Annotated in this window: 19 protein-coding genes; 6 read left to right on the top strand and 13 right to left on the bottom strand. The window is 70.9% G+C overall.

Annotated features, from left to right (window positions below; genetic code table 11):
• Nucleotides 1-42 precede the first annotated feature (42 nt).
• From ACIBJB_RS02730 to ACIBJB_RS02715, 4 genes are all read left to right on the top strand, one after another.
• Nucleotides 43-1,383: an ABC transporter substrate-binding protein gene (locus ACIBJB_RS02730; RefSeq protein ID WP_398925781.1), complete on the top strand. Its 1,341-nt coding sequence runs from the start codon at nucleotides 43-45 to the stop codon at nucleotides 1,381-1,383.
• Between the two features lie 139 nt (nucleotides 1,384-1,522).
• Complete coding sequence (locus ACIBJB_RS02725) at nucleotides 1,523-2,476, top strand: carbohydrate ABC transporter permease (RefSeq protein WP_398925779.1); 954 nt, start codon at nucleotides 1,523-1,525, stop codon at nucleotides 2,474-2,476.
• Between the two features lie 6 nt (nucleotides 2,477-2,482).
• Nucleotides 2,483-3,325: a carbohydrate ABC transporter permease gene (locus tag ACIBJB_RS02720; protein ID WP_398925777.1), complete on the top strand. Its 843-nt coding sequence runs from the start codon at nucleotides 2,483-2,485 to the stop codon at nucleotides 3,323-3,325.
• A gap of 180 nt (nucleotides 3,326-3,505) precedes the next feature.
• The gene (locus ACIBJB_RS02715) at nucleotides 3,506-3,898 is read left to right on the top strand and encodes a nuclear transport factor 2 family protein (protein ID WP_398925775.1); all 393 of its coding nucleotides are present in this window, start codon (nucleotides 3,506-3,508) and stop codon (nucleotides 3,896-3,898) included.
• A gap of 39 nt (nucleotides 3,899-3,937) precedes the next feature.
• On the opposite strand, the gene ACIBJB_RS02710 is transcribed toward ACIBJB_RS02715, so the two are convergent.
• From ACIBJB_RS02710 to ACIBJB_RS02665, 10 genes are all read right to left on the bottom strand, one after another.
• On the bottom strand, nucleotides 3,938-4,453 hold the full coding sequence (locus ACIBJB_RS02710) for a MarR family winged helix-turn-helix transcriptional regulator (RefSeq protein ID WP_398925773.1): 516 nt from the start codon (nucleotides 4,451-4,453) through the stop codon (nucleotides 3,938-3,940).
• An 84-nt stretch (nucleotides 4,454-4,537) separates the two neighbouring features.
• Entirely contained in the window at nucleotides 4,538-5,464 is a 927-nt protein-coding gene (locus ACIBJB_RS02705) for an SDR family oxidoreductase (protein ID WP_398925771.1), read from the bottom strand.
• 237 nt (nucleotides 5,465-5,701) lie between these two features.
• A complete protein-coding gene (locus tag ACIBJB_RS02700; protein WP_398925769.1) occupies nucleotides 5,702-6,181 on the bottom strand; it encodes a MarR family winged helix-turn-helix transcriptional regulator in 480 nt (159 codons plus the stop codon).
• Nucleotides 6,182-6,192: 11 nt separating this feature from the next.
• Nucleotides 6,193-7,254: an alkene reductase gene (locus ACIBJB_RS02695; RefSeq protein ID WP_398925767.1), complete on the bottom strand. Its 1,062-nt coding sequence runs from the start codon at nucleotides 7,252-7,254 to the stop codon at nucleotides 6,193-6,195.
• 64 nt (nucleotides 7,255-7,318) lie between these two features.
• A complete protein-coding gene (locus ACIBJB_RS02690; protein WP_398925765.1) occupies nucleotides 7,319-8,224 on the bottom strand; it encodes an NADP-dependent oxidoreductase in 906 nt (301 codons plus the stop codon).
• Between the two features lie 163 nt (nucleotides 8,225-8,387).
• Nucleotides 8,388-8,660 carry a hypothetical protein gene (locus ACIBJB_RS02685; protein WP_398925763.1) on the bottom strand — a complete coding sequence of 91 codons (273 nt, stop codon included), beginning with the start codon at nucleotides 8,658-8,660 and terminating at the stop codon, nucleotides 8,388-8,390.
• A 176-nt stretch (nucleotides 8,661-8,836) separates the two neighbouring features.
• Nucleotides 8,837-10,084, bottom strand: a complete 1,248-nt coding sequence (locus ACIBJB_RS02680; protein WP_398925761.1) for an ABC transporter permease — start codon at nucleotides 10,082-10,084, stop codon at nucleotides 8,837-8,839.
• Nucleotides 10,081-10,791: an ABC transporter ATP-binding protein gene (locus ACIBJB_RS02675; protein ID WP_398925760.1), complete on the bottom strand. Its 711-nt coding sequence runs from the start codon at nucleotides 10,789-10,791 to the stop codon at nucleotides 10,081-10,083. Before ACIBJB_RS02675 ends, ACIBJB_RS02680 begins: the two co-directional genes overlap by 4 nt.
• Nucleotides 10,788-12,026, bottom strand: coding sequence for a hypothetical protein (locus ACIBJB_RS02670; RefSeq protein ID WP_398925758.1), 1,239 nt, complete (start codon nucleotides 12,024-12,026; stop codon nucleotides 10,788-10,790). Before ACIBJB_RS02670 ends, ACIBJB_RS02675 begins: the two co-directional genes overlap by 4 nt.
• Nucleotides 12,013-12,561 (bottom strand): hypothetical protein, encoded by a 549-nt coding sequence (locus tag ACIBJB_RS02665; protein ID WP_398925756.1) that lies wholly within the window; start codon nucleotides 12,559-12,561, stop codon nucleotides 12,013-12,015. The genes ACIBJB_RS02670 and ACIBJB_RS02665 overlap by 14 nt, the downstream gene beginning before the upstream one ends.
• A gap of 92 nt (nucleotides 12,562-12,653) precedes the next feature.
• Between ACIBJB_RS02665 and ACIBJB_RS02660 the strand changes: the two genes are divergently transcribed.
• The gene (locus ACIBJB_RS02660; RefSeq protein WP_398925754.1) at nucleotides 12,654-13,355 is read left to right on the top strand and encodes a response regulator transcription factor; all 702 of its coding nucleotides are present in this window, start codon (nucleotides 12,654-12,656) and stop codon (nucleotides 13,353-13,355) included.
• Nucleotides 13,345-15,156 carry a sensor histidine kinase gene (locus ACIBJB_RS02655; protein ID WP_398925752.1) on the top strand — a complete coding sequence of 604 codons (1,812 nt, stop codon included), beginning with the start codon at nucleotides 13,345-13,347 and terminating at the stop codon, nucleotides 15,154-15,156. The genes ACIBJB_RS02660 and ACIBJB_RS02655 overlap by 11 nt, the downstream gene beginning before the upstream one ends.
• Before the next feature lie 23 nt (nucleotides 15,157-15,179).
• On the opposite strand, the gene ACIBJB_RS02650 is transcribed toward ACIBJB_RS02655, so the two are convergent.
• The 3 genes from ACIBJB_RS02650 to ACIBJB_RS02640 form a co-directional block, all read right to left on the bottom strand.
• Nucleotides 15,180-16,733, bottom strand: a complete 1,554-nt coding sequence (locus ACIBJB_RS02650) for an APC family permease (RefSeq protein ID WP_398925750.1) — start codon at nucleotides 16,731-16,733, stop codon at nucleotides 15,180-15,182.
• A gap of 115 nt (nucleotides 16,734-16,848) precedes the next feature.
• Nucleotides 16,849-17,445, bottom strand: coding sequence for a hypothetical protein (locus ACIBJB_RS02645; RefSeq protein ID WP_398925748.1), 597 nt, complete (start codon nucleotides 17,443-17,445; stop codon nucleotides 16,849-16,851).
• A gap of 697 nt (nucleotides 17,446-18,142) precedes the next feature.
• Entirely contained in the window at nucleotides 18,143-18,814 is a 672-nt protein-coding gene (locus ACIBJB_RS02640) for an ANTAR domain-containing response regulator (RefSeq protein ID WP_398925746.1), read from the bottom strand.
• Nucleotides 18,815-18,879: the final 65 nt, after the last annotated feature.

The raw sequence follows: 18,879 nt of genomic DNA, 5'->3' as shown, positions 1-18,879 counted from the left end.
CCAGCGCACGTCGAAACCCTCGCATCGCACGGAGGCACAACCATGAGCTCGACCAGCAGAAGGTACCGCCGCACGGCCTGTACGAGCCTCGCCCTCGTCCTGCCCCTCGCCGCCCTGGCCGCCTGCGGCGGCGGCAGCGGTGGCACCTCCGCCGACGCGGGCAGCGGCAAGGGCACGATCAGTGTCTGGGCCCACCAGGGCCAGAAGAGCGAGGACACCGCCCTGCAGAACGCGGTGAAGTCCTTCAACTCCTCACAGAACAAGATCAAGGTCGAGCTGAAGCTCATCCCCGGCAACGACTACACCAAGACCATCACCGCCACCGACGCCTCCCAGCTGCCGGACGTGATGGAGTTCGACGGACCGACCATGGCGAACTTCGTCTACAACAAGAAGCTCGCCGCGATCGACTCGTACGTCTCCGCCAAGACCCTGGGCAACGCCACCGCCGCGAGCAAGGCGCAGGGCGAGATCGACGGAAAGCACTACGGCCTGGGCATGTACGACTCCGGGCTCGGCGTCTACGGCAACAAAAAGCTCCTGGACGCGGCCGGCGTGAAGTACCCGACGGGCCTGTCCGACGACTGGACGGCCGCTCAGTTCACCGCCGCGCTCAAGGCGCTGAAGGCCAAGGACTCCGACGGCAAGGTCATCGACCTCCAGGAGAACAACGGCCTGTCCAACGAGTGGGGCACCTACGGCTTCGCCCCGATCGTCTGGTCCGCCGGCGGCTCCCTGCTCAAGGACGGCAAGGCCGAGGGCGCCCTCGACACCCCGGCCGTGGTCTCGGCCATGAAGACCTTCCAGTCCTGGAAGACCTACACCGACCCCAACACGGACGGCAACGCCTTCACCAAGGGCCGCGTCGCTCTCAGCTGGGTCGGCCACTGGATGTACCCCGCCTACAGCAAGGCCCTCGGCAGCGACCTGGTCGTCCTTCCCCTGCCCGACTTCGGCAACGGCCCCAAGTCGGGCCAGGGTTCGTGGGCCTGGGGCATCGGCGCCAACACCAAGAACGCCAAGGCGGCCGGCGCCTTCCTCGACTACCTCATGAACGACACCAACGTCACCGCCATGACGACGGCCAACGGCGCCCCGCCCGCGACGAAGACCGCGCTCGCCGCCAGCACCCTCTACCAGCAGGGCGGCCCCCTCCAGCTCTTCGCCGACCAGCTCGCCAAGCCCTGCGGCGACAGTGACATCACCAAGTCCTGCGTCGCCGTCACCCGCCCGGTCACGGCCGGATATCCCACGGTCACCGCCAAGTTCAGCGACGCCCTGAACTCGATCTACGGCGGCGCCGATCCGAAGAGCGCGCTGGCCAAGGCGGCCCGCTCCATCGACCAGGACTTCTCCGACAACGCCGGATACAAGATCCCGTAGGACCGTGTCGGCCGCGGCGGGTACGCGCAGACGCTGCCCGCCGGGCCGGGAACAGGACCCACCCGTGAAGACAGTGGAACCAGTGGACCCCTTGGACCCCGCGCCCGCCGCGGCCCCCGACCCGGAGCACAGCCCGCCCATGACCGCCGTGAGAACCGCCCGGCCGACACGTTCCGGGACCCGGAACAGGCCCAGGAACCGCGACTGGCTGCACGGACTGCTGATGTCCGCCCCCGCGGTCGCCGGGCTCGTCGCCTTCGTCGGCATCCCCTTCGGCTACGCCGTCGTCCTCTCCTTCTACAACGTGCGCCTCGGCTCGCCCCTGGCCCCCTCGTTCTTCGGCCTGGAGCAGTACCGGCGGCTGTTCACCGACCCGGACCTGTCGGGCCCCTTCCTGCGGGCCCTGTTGAACAACCTGACCTTCGCCGTAGTCGTCGTACCGCTCCAGACGGGCCTGGCGCTGGCGCTGGCGATCCTGCTCAACCGCAAGCTCAAGGCCATCGGCCTCTTCCGTTCCCTCTTCTTCATGCCGGTCGTCTTCCCCATGACGCTGGTCGCCGTGATCTGGCGGCTCATCCTCGCCCGCAGCGACCAGGGCCTGCTCAACTCCGCGCTGCACGCGGTGAGTTTCGGCAACTGGGGCGCCTTCGACTGGCTCGGCGACTCCGCCACCGCCATGGCCTCGGTCATCGTGCTGTCGGTATGGCAGGGCGTCGGCTTCCAGATGGTCATCCTGCTGGCCGGCCTCCAGCAGATCCCCGGCGAGCTGTACGAGGCCGCCGAGCTCGACCGGGCCACGCCCTGGCAGCAGTTCCGGCATGTCACTCTGCCCGGCATCCGCGGCACGCTCGTCTTCGTCGCCACGCTCACCTCGGTGCTGTCCTTCCGGGTCTTCGACCAGGTGTACGTCCTCATCCACGGCGGCGGTCTCGACGAGGACGCCACCCGGACGGTCATGTACCAGGCCGTCAGCACCGCCTTCGACCAGAACAACATCGGTCAGGCGTCCGCGATCACCGTCGTCTTCTTCCTGATCGTGGTCGCCCTGACCCTCATCCAGCGCCGCGTCGTCCGGCCCGACAACGAGGACTGACCCCACATGGCCACGACCCGCGTGCCCCTGCGCCGCTTCGCCGACTACGCCATCCTCAGTGTCCTGGCGTTCGTCTTCGTTCTCCCCGTCCTGTATCTGCTCCTGGGCAGTCTCAAGCCCTCCGGCGAAGTACTGAACGGCCTGAGCGGCTTCCTCCCCACCCATCTGTCCTTCGACAACTACGCGCACGTCCTCGACGCCCTGAACTCCGACAGCACCGGCTACTTCTGGCGGTTCATGGGCATCTCGCTGCTCGTCGCGTTCGTGGTCGTGACCGGTGGCCTGTTCGTCAACTCGATGGCCGCGTACGGAATGTCACGGCTGAAGTGGCGGGGCAGGGAGGCGGTCTTCACGCTGGTCCTGCTGCTGATGCTGGTCCCGTTCGAGTCGGTGGCGGTGCCGCTGTTCTACATGTTCAACGAGCAGCGCAACACGATCTACATCCAGGCGATCCCGTTCGTGGCCAACGCCTTCTCGGTCTACCAGTTCCACACGTTCTTCCGCTCGATCCCGCCGAGCATCGAGGAGGCGGCCCGGCTGGACGGCGCGGGTCCGTGGCGCACCTTCTTCGCGATCATCGTCCCGATGAGCAAACCGGTCTTCGCCTCCGTCGCGATCCTGACCTTTCTCACCCAGTGGGGCTCCTTCCTCTGGCCGGTCCTGATGGTCTCCGACCCCTCGGTCCGCCCTCTCCCGCTGGAGATGAGCGTCTTCCAGGGCCAGCAGCCCCCGGACTGGGGCCAGATCCTCGCCTTTGGCGTCCTTCTCGTCCTGCCCGTCCTGATCGTCTTCGCGTTCTTCCAACGCTGGTTCGTCCAAGGGGTCGCCAGCTCGGCGGTCAAGGGCTGAGCAGATCACTGCCCTGGCGGTGGCGAGGCCGTGGCGGTGCCCTGCGTCACGCGGAACAATAATCTCTGGAAGTTGCTTCCATGGAATCTAAATGCTTTGCTGGGCTCACTGTTCCCCGACCGGGAGTCCCCGATGTCCGGCGCGGGCGCCACCAGTGCAGAACTCAAGGAGCAAAACGACATGACCAGCTCGAACATCGACATCGCCCGCACCTACTTCGAGGCCGTCCAGACCGGCGACATGGCCACCCTCGGCGGCCTCCTCGACGCCGACATCGTCTGGCACCAACCCGGCGCCAACCGGTTCTCCGGCGAGCACAAGGGCCAGGGTGCCGTCTTCCAGATGCTCGGCAGCATGATGGAGGCCAGTCAGGGCACCTTCGCGATCGACAAGATCCACACGCTCATGGGCAACGGCGACATGGTCGCCGCCACCATCCACTTCACCGGTCGCCATGACGGCGCGTCGATGAGCATGGACGGCGTCGACCTCCTGCGCATCGAGAACGGCAAGATCGCCGAGATGTGGCTCTTCTCCGCCGACCCGGCCGCCGAAGACGCCTTCTGGGGCTAGAACCCGTATCGCCGTCCGAGTGGTGGGCTGATGAGCGGCTCACGGTGTCCGTCGGCCGGGCTGCCTCGGCGTCCGCGCAGCCCGCACTGACGTCTGCGCTGCGGCCTTCCGCTCCGCGTCCAAAGCGCGTCCGGCTGCCCGCAGCGTGCTGAGGACCGCGGTCACCTCGCGTACGGACTGCTCGGGAATCACCGACCCGATACGCAGTTCCAGCTCCTCCTCGAAGACCTTCAGCGCCCCGTCCACCAGCTTCTGCCCCTCGGGGGTGAGCTCGACGATCGAGGAACGGCGGTCGTTCGGATTGGCCCGGCGCGCACACAGGCCCGCCGACTCAAGGCGATCGACCACCTTGCTCGTGCCACCGACCGTGATCGAGAACTCCTCCGCGATGTCCTGGATCCGTCGCCCCGGCCGCCGCAGCAGCAGGTGCAGCACCTCGAACGAGGTCAGCGGCAGGTCGTACTCGGCCTTCAACCGCCCCTCGATGCCCTCCCACAGCTCGATCTCCAGCGAGACCAGCTCCCGGTACAGCACCTTCAGGTCGGCGTCAGCCATCGCTCGTCTTCCGGAGACTTGTCTTCTGTGGATGGTTGATTGTAGGCACAGGGCAGGCAGGAGAACTGGGGTCGGCATCGCCCGTCAGGGGTGCCGTGCCGCGCCCAGCTCGTCGGTGTACCGGGCGAGGATGTCCTCGGCCGTGGGTACGGGGCCGAACAGCTGCTCCTGGCGGCGGGTGTCGGCGACGTAGCGGCCTGTGTCGAACCAGCCGAACATCGCGGCCATGTCCTTGACCAGGGGCATGAAGCGGCCGACGACGGCCCCCGCGGCGCGGACGACGACGGAAGGGACCGCCCACACCTTGATCTTCTTTCCGGCCCGTTTGCCCATCAGGTCGGCCAGCTCGCGCATGCTGACCGGACGGTCCCAGCCGATGTCGACGCGCTCACCGTTGGCGGCCTGGGCATCGACGGCGGCCGCCAGGTTCGCCGCGAGATCGGAAGTGTGGACGAAGGTCAGCGGCACGGTGGCCTTGGCCATCCAGATCAGGCGGCCCTTGTCGATCGGGTCGCCCGCCATGGTCGCGATCTGGTCGAGGAACGCCCCCGGGCGCAGTGCGACGAAGGGGACGCCGAGCTGCTCGAGCTTGTCCTCGGCGATCTTCTTGTGCCAGAAGTGTGGGACCTGGGGTGTCCGGTCACTGGTGAGGATGCTGGTCAGGACGAACCGCCGGATGCCGGCGCGGTGGGCGGCCTCGGCGAGGTTGGCGTTGCCGACGGTGTCGATGTCGTGCGCGTTCTTGCCGCCGCGGGTGTAGCCGGCGGCGGTGGTGATGACGGCGTCGGCGCCGTTCATGGCGGCGACGAGCGAGTCGAGGTCGAGCATGTCGCCACGGGCGATCTCGACGCCCCGGCTCTCGAGCCTGCTCGCGTCGGTGGTCGGCCGGACCAGGGCGCGGACGTTCTTACCGCGCCTCAGTAGTTCGTCGACGACCTTGCCGCCGAGGGAGCCGGTCGCGCCGACGACGAGGACGGGGCCGGGGAGGGGAGTGGTGCGGGTGGTGGTCATGGGGGTTTCACTTTCCATCGCGGGCAGGGAGTGGCGTCGGCCCGGGGCGCTCAGGGGGCGGGCCTGTGGTGGGCGGATTCGCGTCACGGGTCACCGCAGGCCTGCAGGAGCTTGTGGAGTCGAAGGTGTCCCGGACGCGGGGGCCGCGCTCACCCCGTTCTGCCTGACGTACGGGGGTGAGCGGGAGGGTTCCGCCGATCGCCTTCCAGACCGGAACCGGGGCGTGAATGAGGGGAGTTACTCGGACTCTTCCGCCACGACGCCGCGGCTGTTGATCGCGTCGGCGATGGCGTAGGCGATACGGACGAAGGACTCCGCCTGCTGCTCCGTCAGGTTCCGCGCGGAGGTCTCCTCCAGGGCCTGCCACATGGCCGCGATGGGCTCGCGCATGGCACGGCCCTTGTCCGTGAGGTGGACGACCATGACACGCCGGTCGTGTGCGGCCGGCTCGCGCACGAGCAGGCCCGCCTCCTGCATGCGGCGCAGGGACTTGGAGACCGTGGAGTGGTCCAGGCCGACGCTTTCGAGCAGCTCGGACTGGGTCTGGCCGTCCCGGTCGAGGAGTTGCATCAGCAGCAGTTCCTGTCCGGGATGCAGGTCCATCTCGCGGAGCATGGCGGCGGCGCGGGCGCGGTGAGCGCGGGCGAGCTGGAAGATCGCGTAGCTCATCGGCCCCTCGCCGGCCGTGGAGGGGGTGCGGTGGGTGGAGGCGGGCATGATGCGGTTCCTCAGACGGTGTGGGTGGGGTAGTCGGTGTAGCCGGCCACTCCGCCGCCGTAGAAGGTCGCCGGGTCGGGGGTGTTCAGCGGCGCGTCAGAGCGTAGCCGCTCGACCAGGTCCGGGTTGGCGAGTGCGAGGGCGCCGACGGAGACGAGGTCGGCCGTGCCGTGGTCGATGTCCTTGGCGCGGGTGGGCAGGTCGGTGCCGGCCCGGTTGAGGATCAGCGCGGTCGGCCACAGCGCGCGCAGGGTGCCCAGCAGCTCCTCGTCGCCCGCGTGCATCACGTGGAGGTAGGCGAGGCCGAGCGGGCTGAGGGCGCGCACAAGCGCCGGATACAGCTCGGCGGTGTCGGACTCGGCGATGTCGTTGTAGGGGTTGCCGGGGGAGATGCGCAGGCCGGTGCGGTCGGCGCCGATCTCGTCGGCCACGGCGGTGGCGACCTCGACGGCGAAGCGGATGCGGTTGTCGATGGAGCCGCCGTACCGGTCGGTGCGCTGGTTGGTGTTGTCGGCGAGGAACTGGTGCACGAGGTAGCCGTTGGCGCCGTGGATCTCCACGCCGTCGGCGCCTGCCGCGACGGCGGCCGCCGCGGCGCGGCGGAAGTCGTCGACGGTCGCGGCGACCTCCTCGGTGGACAGCTCGCGCGGTACCGGCATCTCCTGGGGCCCGGACGCGGTGAACATCGCGCCCTGCGGCTGGACCGCCGAAGGGGCGACCGGCCGGCGTCCGTGAGGGGTGTTGTCGGGGTGGGCGATGCGTCCGGTGTGCATCAGCTGGATGACGATCCGGCCGTCGGCCGCGTGCACGGCGTCGGTGACCTTGCGCCACCCGGCGATCTGATCGTCATTGTGGATGCCGGGGGTGAGGAGGTAGCCCTGGCCGTCGGCGTTGGGCTGGGTCCCCTCGGTGATGATGAGGGCATGCGAGGCGCGCTGGGCGTAGTACTCGGCGTTCAGCTCGGTCGGTACGCCTTCGGGGGTGGAGCGGTCACGGGTCATGGGGGCCATGACCAGGCGGTGCGGGAGGGAGATGTCACCGATGGTGGTCGGTGTCCACAGGGCGTTCAGCATGGGTGGTCCTTCGGTGCGGGGATGACCGGATGATGATCGGGACGAGGGGCAAGGGCGGGTGTGATCAGTCGAGGGTGAGGACGAGCTTGCCCCGGCCGTGCCCGGCGTCGCTGACCTGCTGGGCCGTGGCGGCCTCGGTGAGTGGGTAGACGGTGACGGTGGTGACGAGCTTGCCGTTCGCCGCGTCCTGGGCCAGCTCGGCCAGGCGGGCGGCGGAGTGTTCCTGGCCGCCGCTGGAGAAGGTGATGCCGAGCTGGTGCGCGCGGAAGTCGGCGATGGTGACGATGCGGTCGGTGCCGCCGCGCAGGGCGATGGAGTCCTCCAGGGCCCCCTTCCCGGCCAGGTCGAACACCGCGTCCACGCCGTCGGGGGCGAGCGCCCGGACCCGCTCGACCAGGCCCTCGCCGTAGCGGGTCGCGGTGGCGCCGAGCGAGGTGAGGTAGTCCTGGTTCGCGGGGCCGGCCGTGGCGATGACGCGTGCTCCGCGGGCCGTGGCGAGCTGGACCGCGAGGGTGCCGACCGCTCCGGCCGCGCCGTGCATCAGTACGGTCTCCCCGGCGGTGACGCCCAGCAGGTCCAGGACCCGCTCGGCCGTCTCGCCGGCCACCGGCAGGGCGACCGCGTGCTGCCAGTCGAGGCCGGCGGGCTTGGGGGCCACGGTGGTGGCCAGCGCGTATTGGGCGTACGAGCCGGTGTCCGACCAGCCCAGCACCTCGTCGCCCACCTGCACGTCCCGCACGCCCTCACCCAGGGCGTCCACCACGCCGGCGAGCTCGGCACCGGGGACGGCGGGGAGCGGCGTGGGGAACGCGGCCTGCATGGCCCCGGAGCGGATCTTGCCGTCCAGCGCGTTCAGGCCGGCCGCCCTGACGCGGACGCGGATCTGCCCGGGGCCGGGCTGCGGGACCTCGATGTCCGCCTCGTGCAGCACGTCCGTGCCGCCGAAACGGTCGAACAGGATGGCTTTCATGACGACTCCTCTCGTGTCACCACCCATTTAGGTGGCTGGACACATAACCAACGTAACAGCAAACGTGTGGCTAGCCAAGTATTTGCTGTCACGGTCGGGAAGAGTGGTGGTCGGCGACGGTCGGGCCGGGGTGGGATGGGCGTCGAGCCACCCCGGCCGGGCCTCATCGGATGTGCTTCGCCGGTTTGGTGGCGGCGTTGAGCAGGTCCTCGAGGGGCCGCGGTGGAAGAAGCGGGACAGGTCGCGGCGAACTCCGCTGGACGGACTCCGCCGGAGAGGGGCCGGGCATGTCGTCCGTGTCGCCCGACAGCATCGGCATCTTCGGCGACACTCCCGCCGGGATGCCGGCCTCCGACGCGCACAGCGTGGCGACCCTTTCCATCGTGGCCGCCACGGGTGTGGCGATCCTGGTGATCACCGTGTGCCTGGCCGCCATGGACGCCTTCTCCCGCCCGGCTGCGCCGCCTGGCGGGGCCCGTCATCGCGGTCGGCGCGATGTCGCTGACGGCGTACGTCTTCCGCATCGTCGCCATCCGGCTCCTGGACACCGAGGGAGCGGCCTCTTCCAGCGGGGGCCGCTCGAATGGCCTGATCCCCCGCGCGTTGCCGCTGCTACGTCGTCGCCAGGGCTTCCGTCGGGGTCAGGCGGGCGGCGCGTAGGGAGGGGTAGACGCCGGCCAGCATGCCGATCAGGATCGCGCCGCCCAACCCGGCGGTCACCGAGGTGAGCGGGATGACCGGTGGCCAGTCCTGATGGGCCGCGTAGGCGACAGTGGCCAGGGTGCCCAGGAGGGTGCCCGCCAGGCCGCCGAGCGCTGACAGGACGACCGACTCGGTGAGGAACTGGGCGCGAATCTGGCCCCGGTTGGCCCCGAGGGCGCGGCGCAGGCCGATCTCCCGGCGGCGTTCGAGGACGGAGATGACCATGGTGTTGGCCACTCCGATGCCGCCGACGAGGAGCGCGACCCCGGCGAGTCCCAGGAACAGCGCCGAGAAGGTGCTCTCGGTGGCCCGTTTGGCGGCCAGCGCGTCGGACGGGCGGCTGACCTGGACCACGCCGGGCAGTTCGGGGTTGACGGTGGCGGGCAGCACATCGCGTACGGTCTCGATCTCCGACTCCCTGGCCTTGAGATAGATCACCGTGGGGTGGCCGTCGAACTTCAGCAGACTGCGCGCGGCGTCCCAGCCGACCAGGACCGAGCGGTCGATGTCCGGCGACAGCGGGGTCTTTTCCAGGACGCCGATGACCGTGAACCAGCGGCGGTCGAGGTAGATCTGCGGGGGGCTCTGCCCGGCGGTGATCTTCGGAATGCCGAGACGCGAGGCGGCCACCGAGCCGAGGACCGCGGTGGGGAACCTCTCGGTGTCCGCGCTGAGGAACCGGCCCGATCCGACCTCGGCGTTGATCGCCTCGAGCAGATCGAGCTTGCCGGCCAGGACGGTGAGGCCCGTGTAGTCGGCGGCGCCGAGACGGTCGTTGCGGAAGACCTCCGTGTGGGTGTTGGCGACCGCGCTGGCCACCGTGACCGGCCCGATCCGGTCGGCCATGGCCACGGACTCCGGCGGCAGCAGCACCGGTGGGTCCTGGCGGGTCGGTACGACCTGGAGCATGTTGGTGCCCAGTGCGGAGAGCCGCTCCATCAGGGCTTTCTGACTGGACGCCGGGATCCCGGTGACGACGATCAGGGTGGCGATGCCGATCGAGATGCCGAGGGCGGACAGGGCCGCCCGCACCTTGCGGGTCCGGATGCCCAGCAGCCCGAGGCCCAGGATGTCCAGCGGTGCCAGCCGCACCGGCCTGCTGTCGGCGACCTGGCCGACGGGACGGCCGGCGGCGTGCCGCGTCGATGTGGTGATCATGACCAGCTTTCCGTACGGGCGGGGGCGTCGGTGCGGATGTCGGAGCGGAGGCGGCCGTCGCGGATCTCCACCCGGCGGGGCAACTGGGCCGCGATGTCCCGGTCATGGGTGATGATCGCGATGGTGGTCCCCTCGTGGTTCAACGCGGTCAGCAGATCCAGTACGGCCACGCCGTTCGCGGTGTCCAGTGCGCCCGTGGGCTCGTCCGCCAGCACCAGGACGGGCCGGTGGACGAGTGCACGGGCGATGGCCACCCGTTGCCGCTCGCCGCCGGAGAGCTGCTGCGGCAGATGCCGGGCCCGCCGGGCCAGCCCCACCCGGTCCAGCGCCTCCAGAGCCAGCGAGCGGCGCTTGCCGCGCGGCACCCCGGCGTACAGCAGTCCGGTGGCGACGTTCTCGGCGGCGGTCAGCCCGTCGGTGAGGTGGAACTGCTGGAACACGAAGCCGAGTCGACGCCCCCGCAGCGCCGACAGCCTGCGGTCGGAGAGTTCCGCGACGTCCTGGCCGCCGATCTCCACGGTGCCGCTGGTCGGCCGGTCCAGCGTGCCCATGATGTTCAGCAGGGTCGATTTGCCGGACCCCGACGGGCCGACGATCCCCAGGAGTTCGCCGCGCTCGACGGTGAGCGAGACGTCGTGGAGCGCCGTCACCCCGCCGGGGTACACCATGCTCGCGCCGCGCACCGCCAGGACCGGGGGCGCGCTCATGAGGTCGTCACCACCTTGGTCCCGGCACCGATGCCGTCGCCGCTGATCTCCACCACGCCCTTGGAGAACATCCCGGTCCTCACCGCCACCAGACGACCGCCCGGCAACTGGACCGCATAGCCCCCCTCGCGCAGCGCCAGCAGGGCGCCGACGGGCACGGTGAGCACGCCCTTGCGGGTCTCCGAGGTGAACCGCACCCGCACCGGGGCCGAGTTCAGTCCGCGCACCACCGCGGAGTCGCGCAGCGCGATGCCGACGGTCAGCCGGGGCTGCCCGCCGTCACCGTCGCCGGCCGACGCGTCGCCGAGCCGGACGGCGGTGCCGACGGCGGTGATGGTGCCCTGTGCCGTGGAGCCGTCGGGCAGGCTCACCGTCACCCGGTCGCCCCGTCGCATCGAGCCCGCCGCGGACGGATCCACCTCGACGGTCACCGACTTGACGGTGGACGTGACCGTCATCAGGGGCGTGTCGGCCGCGTCGGCGAGCTGCGCCTGCACGCCGTCGACCCGTACGGCACCGGACTGCACCGAGACGTCGCCGACGCCCAGAACGCCGGTGGGCGGCATGCCTGCCGCGGTCTGCCACCGCTTGACGGCGGCGACGAGGCCGGCGGTCAGCACCCCGTCGCCGCGCCCGACCCGGACGGGCGCTCTCAGAGGCGGGGACGTGGGGGTGGAGGGGGAAGGGCCGGCCTCAGGTGTGGTGCTCGGCCGGTTCCCGCTGTCGTCCGGCGTGGCCGGTCGCGGGGTGATCCAGGTGCCCACCGGCGGCTGCGCGCCGATGTCGTAGCCGAGTTTCCTGAGGTTGTCGGCCACCGTCCGCACGTCCGGGCCGGTGGTGCCCTCGGTCTCCAGGGTCCGGTACAGCGGCGTGCCGCCGTAGAAGACCGGCACCGGAACGTCGTCCACCCGGTACAGCGGGTCGCCCCGCCGCACCGTTCTGCCCGCCGTCGGCAGCCAGGTGATCAGGCCCGCCTTGCCGCCCTTCACCGTGGTCGTCCTGCCGTAGCCGAGGGTCCCGTCCAGGGTCTGGGCGTTGGACAGGTCGCCTCTGGTCACGACGGCGGTCGCGACCCGCACCGTGGCGCCGCCCGCGGTGTCCGGCTTGCCGTCGCGGTTCTCCCACGCGGTCACGGTCAACGCGCTCGCCATGACGACCGCCAGTGCCACGGCCCCGATGACCACCCGCCGTCTGCCCGGCGGACGCGCTGCTCCGGTGTCGTTACTCGTCTCCACCGAACGCCTTCACCTGGCAGGTGGTCAGGGATTCCGTGTAGCCGGGAGCGTTCAGGCCGGCTCCGTCTTCCAGGCCCCAGCCTTCCTCCATGACCACACTCTTGATGCCGTGCTCGTTCATGCACTTCACCATGATCCGTACGTCGTCGTCGTAGTCCGGGTTCTTGGCCGGGTCCAGCTCCGGCGGATCGAGCGGCTCCTTCCCCTTGCAGGCCTTCACGCCGGGGGAATTAGGGTCGGTCTTGTACTTCTTCTCCGCCCCGTGCTCCTCCAGACAGGCGGTCCAGGCCTCGAAGAGGCGGTTGATCTCGTCCTGGGTGCTGTCCAGCCGGATCTGCGGGCGGCCCGCGTCGGGATCGGCGCTCGGACTCGCCGAACCACCGCCCGCCGCCGGGGTGGTGAGCGAGGCGACCTCGCCCTGAAGGTCCTTGTCCGCGTCGCCGCCTGTGCCGCCGCCCCCGCACGCGGTGAGGACGACCAGACCGACCGTGCCGACGGAGGTGAACACCGCGGCTCGAGTGAAGAGGTTCAACATGGCGCAGACGATGGGCCGCCGATATGAAGATTCTGTCAGGGCGCCGTCAGAAAGCCGTCTCGGCCGATCTCGCCGCACCTAATCTGACCCCCATGAGCGCCCGTGTCCTGGTGGCCGAGGACGACACCAAACAGGCCGAGGTGATCCGCCGTTACCTGGAGCGGGAGGGCTACACCGCCCTGCTCGTCCATGACGGGCGCGCGGCCCTCGACGAGGTGCGCCGCCACCGGCCCGACCTGCTGGTCCTCGATGTGATGATGCCGGTCGTCGACGGCCTGGACGTGTGCCGCGTCCTACGGCGTGAGAGCGACCTGCCGGTGCTGATGCTGACCGCCCGCAGCACCGAGGAGGACCTGCTGCTCGGCCTGGACCTAGGCGCCGACGACTATCTGACCAAGCCCTACAGCCCCCGCGAGCTGATGGCCCGGATCCGCACCCTGCTGCGGCGCACCCGGGCAGCAGGCGCCGCGCCGGACGACCCCGTGCTGCGGGTCGGCGCCCTCGCTCTCGACCCCGTCCGCCGCGTCGTCGAGATCGAGGGCCGGCGCGTGGCCTGCACACCGGGTGAGTTCGACGTCCTCGCGACGATGGCCGCCGAACCTGAACGGGTCTTCACCCGGCGTCAGTTGCTGGCACGGACGCGGGGCGACGACCGTTACATCACCGAACGCACCATCGACGTCCACGTCCTGAACCTCCGCAAGAAGATCGAGCCCGTTCCCCGGCGTCCGGTCTACCTCCAGACGGTGTTCGGAGTCGGCTACCGCCTCGCCGACGGCACCCATGGACACTGAGACGGGGGCGACACCCGAGGGCAGGGTGCCGTTGCGGCGGAGTCTGCTGGTCCGGCTGCTGGCGGCGTCGATCACCATCGCCGTGTGCTCCGTCGCGGCCACCGCCTGGCTCGCCGCCCGCACCACCACCAGCGCCATCCAGCACGAGCAGGGACAAGTCCTCGCCGACGACGCCCAGATCTACGACACGCTCGTCGGCTACGCCGCCGGCCACACCAACTGGTCGGCCGTGCAGCCCACCCTGAACCGGCTGACCGAGCGGACCGGGCGCCACATCACCCTGACCACCCAGGACCGCCGTCCCCTCGCGGCATCCGGTTCCACCACCGCGCTGCCCACGAGAGCCTCGGCCCTCGTCGACCCCCTGCGGGCCGACCCGGCACTGCTGCCCGGCGTCAAGGCGGACGGTATCGACCCGCGAGCGGTCGGCCCGTACCGACTGCCCGCAGCCGAACGCAGGGAACTGCTGGACCTCGTGGGCACGGTGCAGTCCTGCCTGCGCAACGTCGTCGGTTCCCCCGCCCGCGTCTCCGAGGCGCCGAGCGGCAGGCCCTCCGTCGTCATCACCGGTGACAACGACATCCGCCAGAAAATCAGCGAGACGTGCGCCCTCTACACGCTCGACAGCCCCACCAGCACCGAGAAGCGGGCACTCGACCGGCTCAACGTCCTGGTCGGCGGCTGCGTGACACGCCAGCATCTGGACCCCGTGACGATCGGGCTCAGTTTCGCTCCGAACGGAAGCGCCGACGACGCCGTCCAACGGTGCATCGACACCGCCCGCCGCGAGCAGCTCGCCCCCTATGTCGCCCCGCCCGCGCTGCTGTTCGTCGCCATTCCGGCCGGAGCGGCCGAGGCCGGCTTCGACCTCTCGTCGGCCGGCACGGTCCGGGTCGCGGGAGCCGCCGCGCTCGTACTCGTCCTGACCGTGGCCGTCACCGTCACCGTGGGCACCCGGCTGGTCAGACCGCTGCGGGCGCTGACCGACGCCGCCCGCCGCCCGACCCGGCAGCATCTGCGGGTACCGGTGACCACCAACGACGAGATCGGTCACCTGGCCGCCGCCTTCAACGACCTGGCGGAGCGCCGCGAGCGCGTGGAGGGCCAGCGCAAGGCGATGGTCAGCGACGTCGCCCATGAACTGCGCACCCCGCTCAGTACGATCCGCAGCTGGCTGGAAGCGGCCCAGGACGGCCTGGCCACCTCCGACGACGCGTTCGTCGCGTCCCTGCTGGAGGAGGCCCTGCTGCTCCAGCACATCGTCGACGACCTCCAGCACCTGGCACAGGCCGACGCGGGCCGGCTCCGGCTGCGCCCCGAAGCCCTGCGTCTGCGGGAACTCCTCGACCACGTGGCCGCCGCCCACCGCGGCCGGGCCGAAACCGCCGGCGTCACGCTCACCACCCGCGTCGAGGACACCCCCACCCTCCACGCCGACCCGGTGCGGCTGCGCCAGGCCCTCGGCAACCTGCTGTCCAACGCCCTGCGGCACACCCCTCCCGGAGGCACCGTCACCCTGAGCTGCCGCGGTGCCGGCGACCAGACAGTGATCGAGGTCGCCGACACCGGCACCGGTATCGCCGCGGGTGATCTGCCGCACGTCTTCGACCGCTTCTGGCGTGCCGACAAGTCCCGCAGCCGCCAGACCGGCGGCAGCGGCCTGGGCCTGGCCATCGTCCGCCAGCTCACCGAGGCCCACGGCGGCGAGGTGTCGGTGACCAGCACCCCGCACACGCGGACGGTCTTCACCCTGCGCCTGCCGCACGCCTCCGGCCAAGGGGCGACGCGGGCCGATCGGTGACCGCTGTCTCCGGATACCAGGTGTCAGCCGAGCAGCTTGCCCGCCCGGGCGGCCGCCTCGGCCTCCGCCCTGCGCGTCGGCGTGCCCAGCGCCCAGAACAGGACGCCGAGGAGGATGAATCCGAGCAGGGGAAGGGCCTCCGTCAGGAGGTACTTGACGCGTTCGTGGTGGCTCCAGCCGTCCGGTGCGTAGGTCGGGCCGAACCACCCGTCGCCGGCGCCCGGGGCGACCAACTGGACGCAGGCGAACAGGACGAGCAGGGTCAGGACGATGCTGATGGCGAGCGGGGCGGGCGCCTTGTACGGGCGCGGGACCTCTGGGGCCCTCCAGCGCAGTACCGCGAGCGCCGGGAAGATGCCCAGGTAGCTGACCAGGGTGGTGGAGATCGCCAGGCCCAGGACCGCGCCGAAGAGCTTCGCCGCGCTGCCGTTCGTGAGTTCGTGGGCCAGGACCAGGACGGCCGTGGAGACCAGCCCGCTGAGGACGTTGACGCGGACCGGGGTGCCGAAGCGGCTGGAGATGACGCCGAGGAAGCGCGGGGCCGCGCCGTCGTAGCCGGAGACGGCGAGGGCGCGGTCGGAGCCCATCACCCAGGTCACGCCCGAGGACAGCACGGTGAGGATGAACAGGATCGCGGCCAGGTCCCCGAGCACGCTTCCGGCGCCGCTGAGGGTGGCGGTGCCGTCGCCGGCGACATGGCCGCCGTAGACCGTGAAGACCTGGCGGATCGCGTCGATGAAGCCGCCGAGACCGCTGATGGCCTTGACGGGCAGCACGAGCAGGATGCCGAGGATCGGCAGGGCGTAGAGGAGTACGGCGAGGGCGGCGCTGCGGAAGACCGCGTACGGCACGTCCTTCTGGGCGTCGGTCATCTCGTCGCCCGCGGTGCTGGGCAGTTCGAAGCCGACGTAGTTGAACATCAGGACGGGCACCAGGCCGACGAAGCCCGCGTACGTCGGGGAGAAGTCGCCGAGTCCGAATCCGTGCAGGCCGTGCCGGACGCCGTAGACGCCGACCGTGGCGGTGAACAGGCCGAGCAGGAGGAAGCGGCTCCACGCGCCGATGGTGGGGATCCACTTGCCGACGTCGAAGGAGAGGATCGCGGCGAGGACCCCGATCCAGACGAAGGCGAGGGTGAAGACGTAGAAGGCCGGGGTGCTCAGGTCCTTGCCGTCGTTGAAGAAGGTCGTGTACGCGGTGACCGCGGAGACGGAGAGGGTGCCGCCGAGCCAGACCGGATTGGTGATCCAGTAAAGGAAGTTGTTGACCGCGCCGGCCAGGCGGCCGAAGGCGCGGCTGGTCCAGATGTAGGGGCCGCCCTCGTCGGGGAACGCGGCGCCGAGCTCGGCCGTCAGCAGGGCGGAGGGCACGAAGAACACGGCGGCCAGCACGAGGAGCCAGGTGAACGCCTCCGCGCCGGAGGAGGCCACGGTGCCGATGGTGTCCACGCCCACGATGGTGCACAGCAGGAAGAACAGGATGTCGAAGCGGCCGAAGTGCTTGCGCAGCTTCTGGCGTTCCGACCGGGCTGCCGGCGGCGCGTCGGCCGGCTCTGAGGTGATGGGGCCAGCGGTCACCGGGAGCTCCTGCGGATGGGCGGTACAGGCGGAATTCGGCCAATGATCGACGCCGCCGCACATGCTCACAAGCGTTCATTGGGAACTCTTGACCGGGTGTTGCCGAAAGCGGGCCCTAGCGGTCCTGAAGCGGGCCCCAGCCGTCCCGGAGCTCCGCGCGCAGGGTGTCGCGCAGGCGGCGCAGGTCGTCCGCGGGGCGGCCCAGGCCGTTGAGGCGCAGACGGGCCGCCTCGGTGCGGTCGACGGGGCGGACGGTGAAGGCCAGGTTCATCGAGGCGCGCAGCATCCACAGGTCGTAGGCGAGCAGCCGGGCCGCGCGGGCCTGTGCCGCCACCAGGTCCGGGTCGGTGGTGCGCAGGTCCTGGAGGCGGGTGCGCAGCCGGTGCACGGTGATGCTCTGCAGCCCGCAGTCGCGTGCCGTACCGCGGGACACCGGGCCGGGCTCGCCGCACGCGGCCACCGCCTCGTCGGCCGGCCGCTGCGCGGCCACCGCCTCGTCCAGCACCGCGACGAGCGCCCGCAACTCGTCAGGGCGTGACGGGCCGACGGGGGCGGGGCGCCGGTGGGGGCGCAGAAGCGGGCGCACGTGTGCCCCTACGGCCGAGAACTGCCGTACGACAGCGAGCAGTCGTCCGGCCGCGAGCCACCGTCGGACACCGGGCCACGGTGCCGCTCGGGGCGCGGGCCGGTCCGGAGCTGTGCCTGTGCGCATGGCTCCTCCTGGCGTCCGTGGCGGCCCGGGCTCCCTCGCCACGCCCTCGCGCGAACCGGCTTTCGGGCGCCGCGTCCCTCCAGTGTGCGCCTCGTGCGCGGGCCCTTGTTCCTTCGCGTCCTGCCGGACAAGGCGTGATCGGCCGTTCTCAGGGGTAGTTCTCCTCCCCCGGGAGTAGTGGGAGGCGGTGCGGTCGTCCCGGGGAGGCAGGGCAGGTGCCTCCGTGGGCACGATGTGCGGGCGGGTCTCGGGGACGAGGCTGGTTCGTGTCGGGGAACAGGAAACCAGGCCCAGGAGGGCGCCATGAACCGCCAGATCCGCGTTCGCGTCAGCCGTCGGCCCTCGTCCTCCCGTGACACCCGGCAGCCCGAGATCGACCGCAGGACACCGTCGGGACGGCTGCTGCCGTACTGACACCGGTGCGGGCAGTCCCTCGACGCCACGACCGTCCACGGGCGATCGACGTCCACTCCGGCGCCGTACCGCTTCGCCGCAGTTCCGGGTGAGCCCCGGCCGCCTCGAACAGGTTCCGCCGGCGTACCTCGGTCTCGCCGACCGTCTCGCCGTCGTACGACGTGATCGGCGCCCCGTCCTCCTCCACCAGCCGCGGCTCCACGCCCGGCAGCGGTACGCCACGATCCCGGCGCGTGGCTCGCCGTCCGCGTGAACGGCGGCTCGTCGATCCGTTCCTCGGCGCTCAGTTCGGGCAACGTTCGATCGCCGTCCGCAGCGCCCGCCGCAGCTCCGGCGACGGCGGCGGGCCGGCGCCCCCGGCCTCTGCCGTGACCACCGCGGCGACCTTGCGCAGCTTGGTGTTGGAGAGCTGGGAAGCCTCCCGCAGGACGTGCCACGCCTGGTCCGAGGAGCAGGAATAGGCGGCCATCAGGACCCCGCGCGCCTGGTCGATGACCGGGCGGGTGACGATCGCCCGGCGCAGTTGCTCGACCTCCGTGCGCAGCAGGTCCAGCTGTTCCGCGCGCTCCACGACCACCGCGGAGGGCACCGGCTCGCGGTGGGTCCCCGGGCCGTTCAGCGGATCGTCGGGATCCAGACCGGCCGTCTCCAGGACGCGGCGCGGCAGGCCGTTCCAGCCGGTCGCCGTCACCCGCACCCGACGGCGGCGGCCGTAGGTGTCGAGGACCTCCAGGAACTGCAGTCCCGTCGTGTCCATGAACACGACGCCGGTCATGTCCAGGTCGACCCGGCCGATGCCGTCCGGCAGCCGCGCCAGGGCCCTGGCCAGGGTGTCCGCACAGCCGTGGACCAGATCGCCGCGGAGGACGAGCACGGCCCTGTCCCCCTCCACGCCGGTGTCGATGGTCAGGTTGTTCCATCGCCCTGCGAGCGACGTGTGTGCCGCTGAGCTCATGTCCGCCTCGCTGCTCCCCACAGTCGTCACGACGTTGAGTCACCGATCGCCGCCGGCTCCCGGCC

This window comes from Streptomyces sp. NPDC050759, assembly GCF_044456945.1.
In the GTDB taxonomy this organism is placed as follows: Bacteria; Actinomycetota; Actinomycetes; order Streptomycetales; family Streptomycetaceae; genus Streptomyces.
Note: the sequence above shows the minus strand (reverse complement) of the source record. Positions and strands in the feature narration are given on the sequence as shown.

What these genes read in the sequence shown, in the direction of transcription:
- ACIBJB_RS02675 (WP_398925760.1), bottom strand. Translation starts at nt 10,791, where the DNA reads ATGAGCGCGCCCCCGGTCCTGGCGGTGCGCGGCGCGAGCATGGTGTAC.
- ACIBJB_RS02715 (WP_398925775.1), top strand. Translation starts at nt 3,506, where the DNA reads ATGACCAGCTCGAACATCGACATCGCCCGCACCTACTTCGAGGCCGTC.
- ACIBJB_RS02660 (WP_398925754.1), top strand. Translation starts at nt 12,654, where the DNA reads ATGAGCGCCCGTGTCCTGGTGGCCGAGGACGACACCAAACAGGCCGAG.
- ACIBJB_RS02710 (WP_398925773.1), bottom strand. Translation starts at nt 4,453, where the DNA reads ATGGCTGACGCCGACCTGAAGGTGCTGTACCGGGAGCTGGTCTCGCTG.
- ACIBJB_RS02720 (WP_398925777.1), top strand. Translation starts at nt 2,483, where the DNA reads ATGGCCACGACCCGCGTGCCCCTGCGCCGCTTCGCCGACTACGCCATC.
- ACIBJB_RS02700 (WP_398925769.1), bottom strand. Translation starts at nt 6,181, where the DNA reads ATGCCCGCCTCCACCCACCGCACCCCCTCCACGGCCGGCGAGGGGCCG.
- ACIBJB_RS02705 (WP_398925771.1), bottom strand. Translation starts at nt 5,464, where the DNA reads ATGACCACCACCCGCACCACTCCCCTCCCCGGCCCCGTCCTCGTCGTC.
- ACIBJB_RS02695 (WP_398925767.1), bottom strand. Translation starts at nt 7,254, where the DNA reads ATGCTGAACGCCCTGTGGACACCGACCACCATCGGTGACATCTCCCTC.
- ACIBJB_RS02665 (WP_398925756.1), bottom strand. Translation starts at nt 12,561, where the DNA reads ATGTTGAACCTCTTCACTCGAGCCGCGGTGTTCACCTCCGTCGGCACG.
- ACIBJB_RS02690 (WP_398925765.1), bottom strand. Translation starts at nt 8,224, where the DNA reads ATGAAAGCCATCCTGTTCGACCGTTTCGGCGGCACGGACGTGCTGCAC.
- ACIBJB_RS02725 (WP_398925779.1), top strand. Translation starts at nt 1,523, where the DNA reads ATGACCGCCGTGAGAACCGCCCGGCCGACACGTTCCGGGACCCGGAAC.
- ACIBJB_RS02645 (WP_398925748.1), bottom strand. Translation starts at nt 17,445, where the DNA reads ATGCGCACAGGCACAGCTCCGGACCGGCCCGCGCCCCGAGCGGCACCG.
- ACIBJB_RS02730 (WP_398925781.1), top strand. Translation starts at nt 43, where the DNA reads ATGAGCTCGACCAGCAGAAGGTACCGCCGCACGGCCTGTACGAGCCTC.
- ACIBJB_RS02680 (WP_398925761.1), bottom strand. Translation starts at nt 10,084, where the DNA reads ATGATCACCACATCGACGCGGCACGCCGCCGGCCGTCCCGTCGGCCAG.
- ACIBJB_RS02640 (WP_398925746.1), bottom strand. Translation starts at nt 18,814, where the DNA reads ATGAGCTCAGCGGCACACACGTCGCTCGCAGGGCGATGGAACAACCTG.
- ACIBJB_RS02685 (WP_398925763.1), bottom strand. Translation starts at nt 8,660, where the DNA reads ATGGCGGCCAGGCACACGGTGATCACCAGGATCGCCACACCCGTGGCG.
- ACIBJB_RS02655 (WP_398925752.1), top strand. Translation starts at nt 13,345, where the DNA reads ATGGACACTGAGACGGGGGCGACACCCGAGGGCAGGGTGCCGTTGCGG.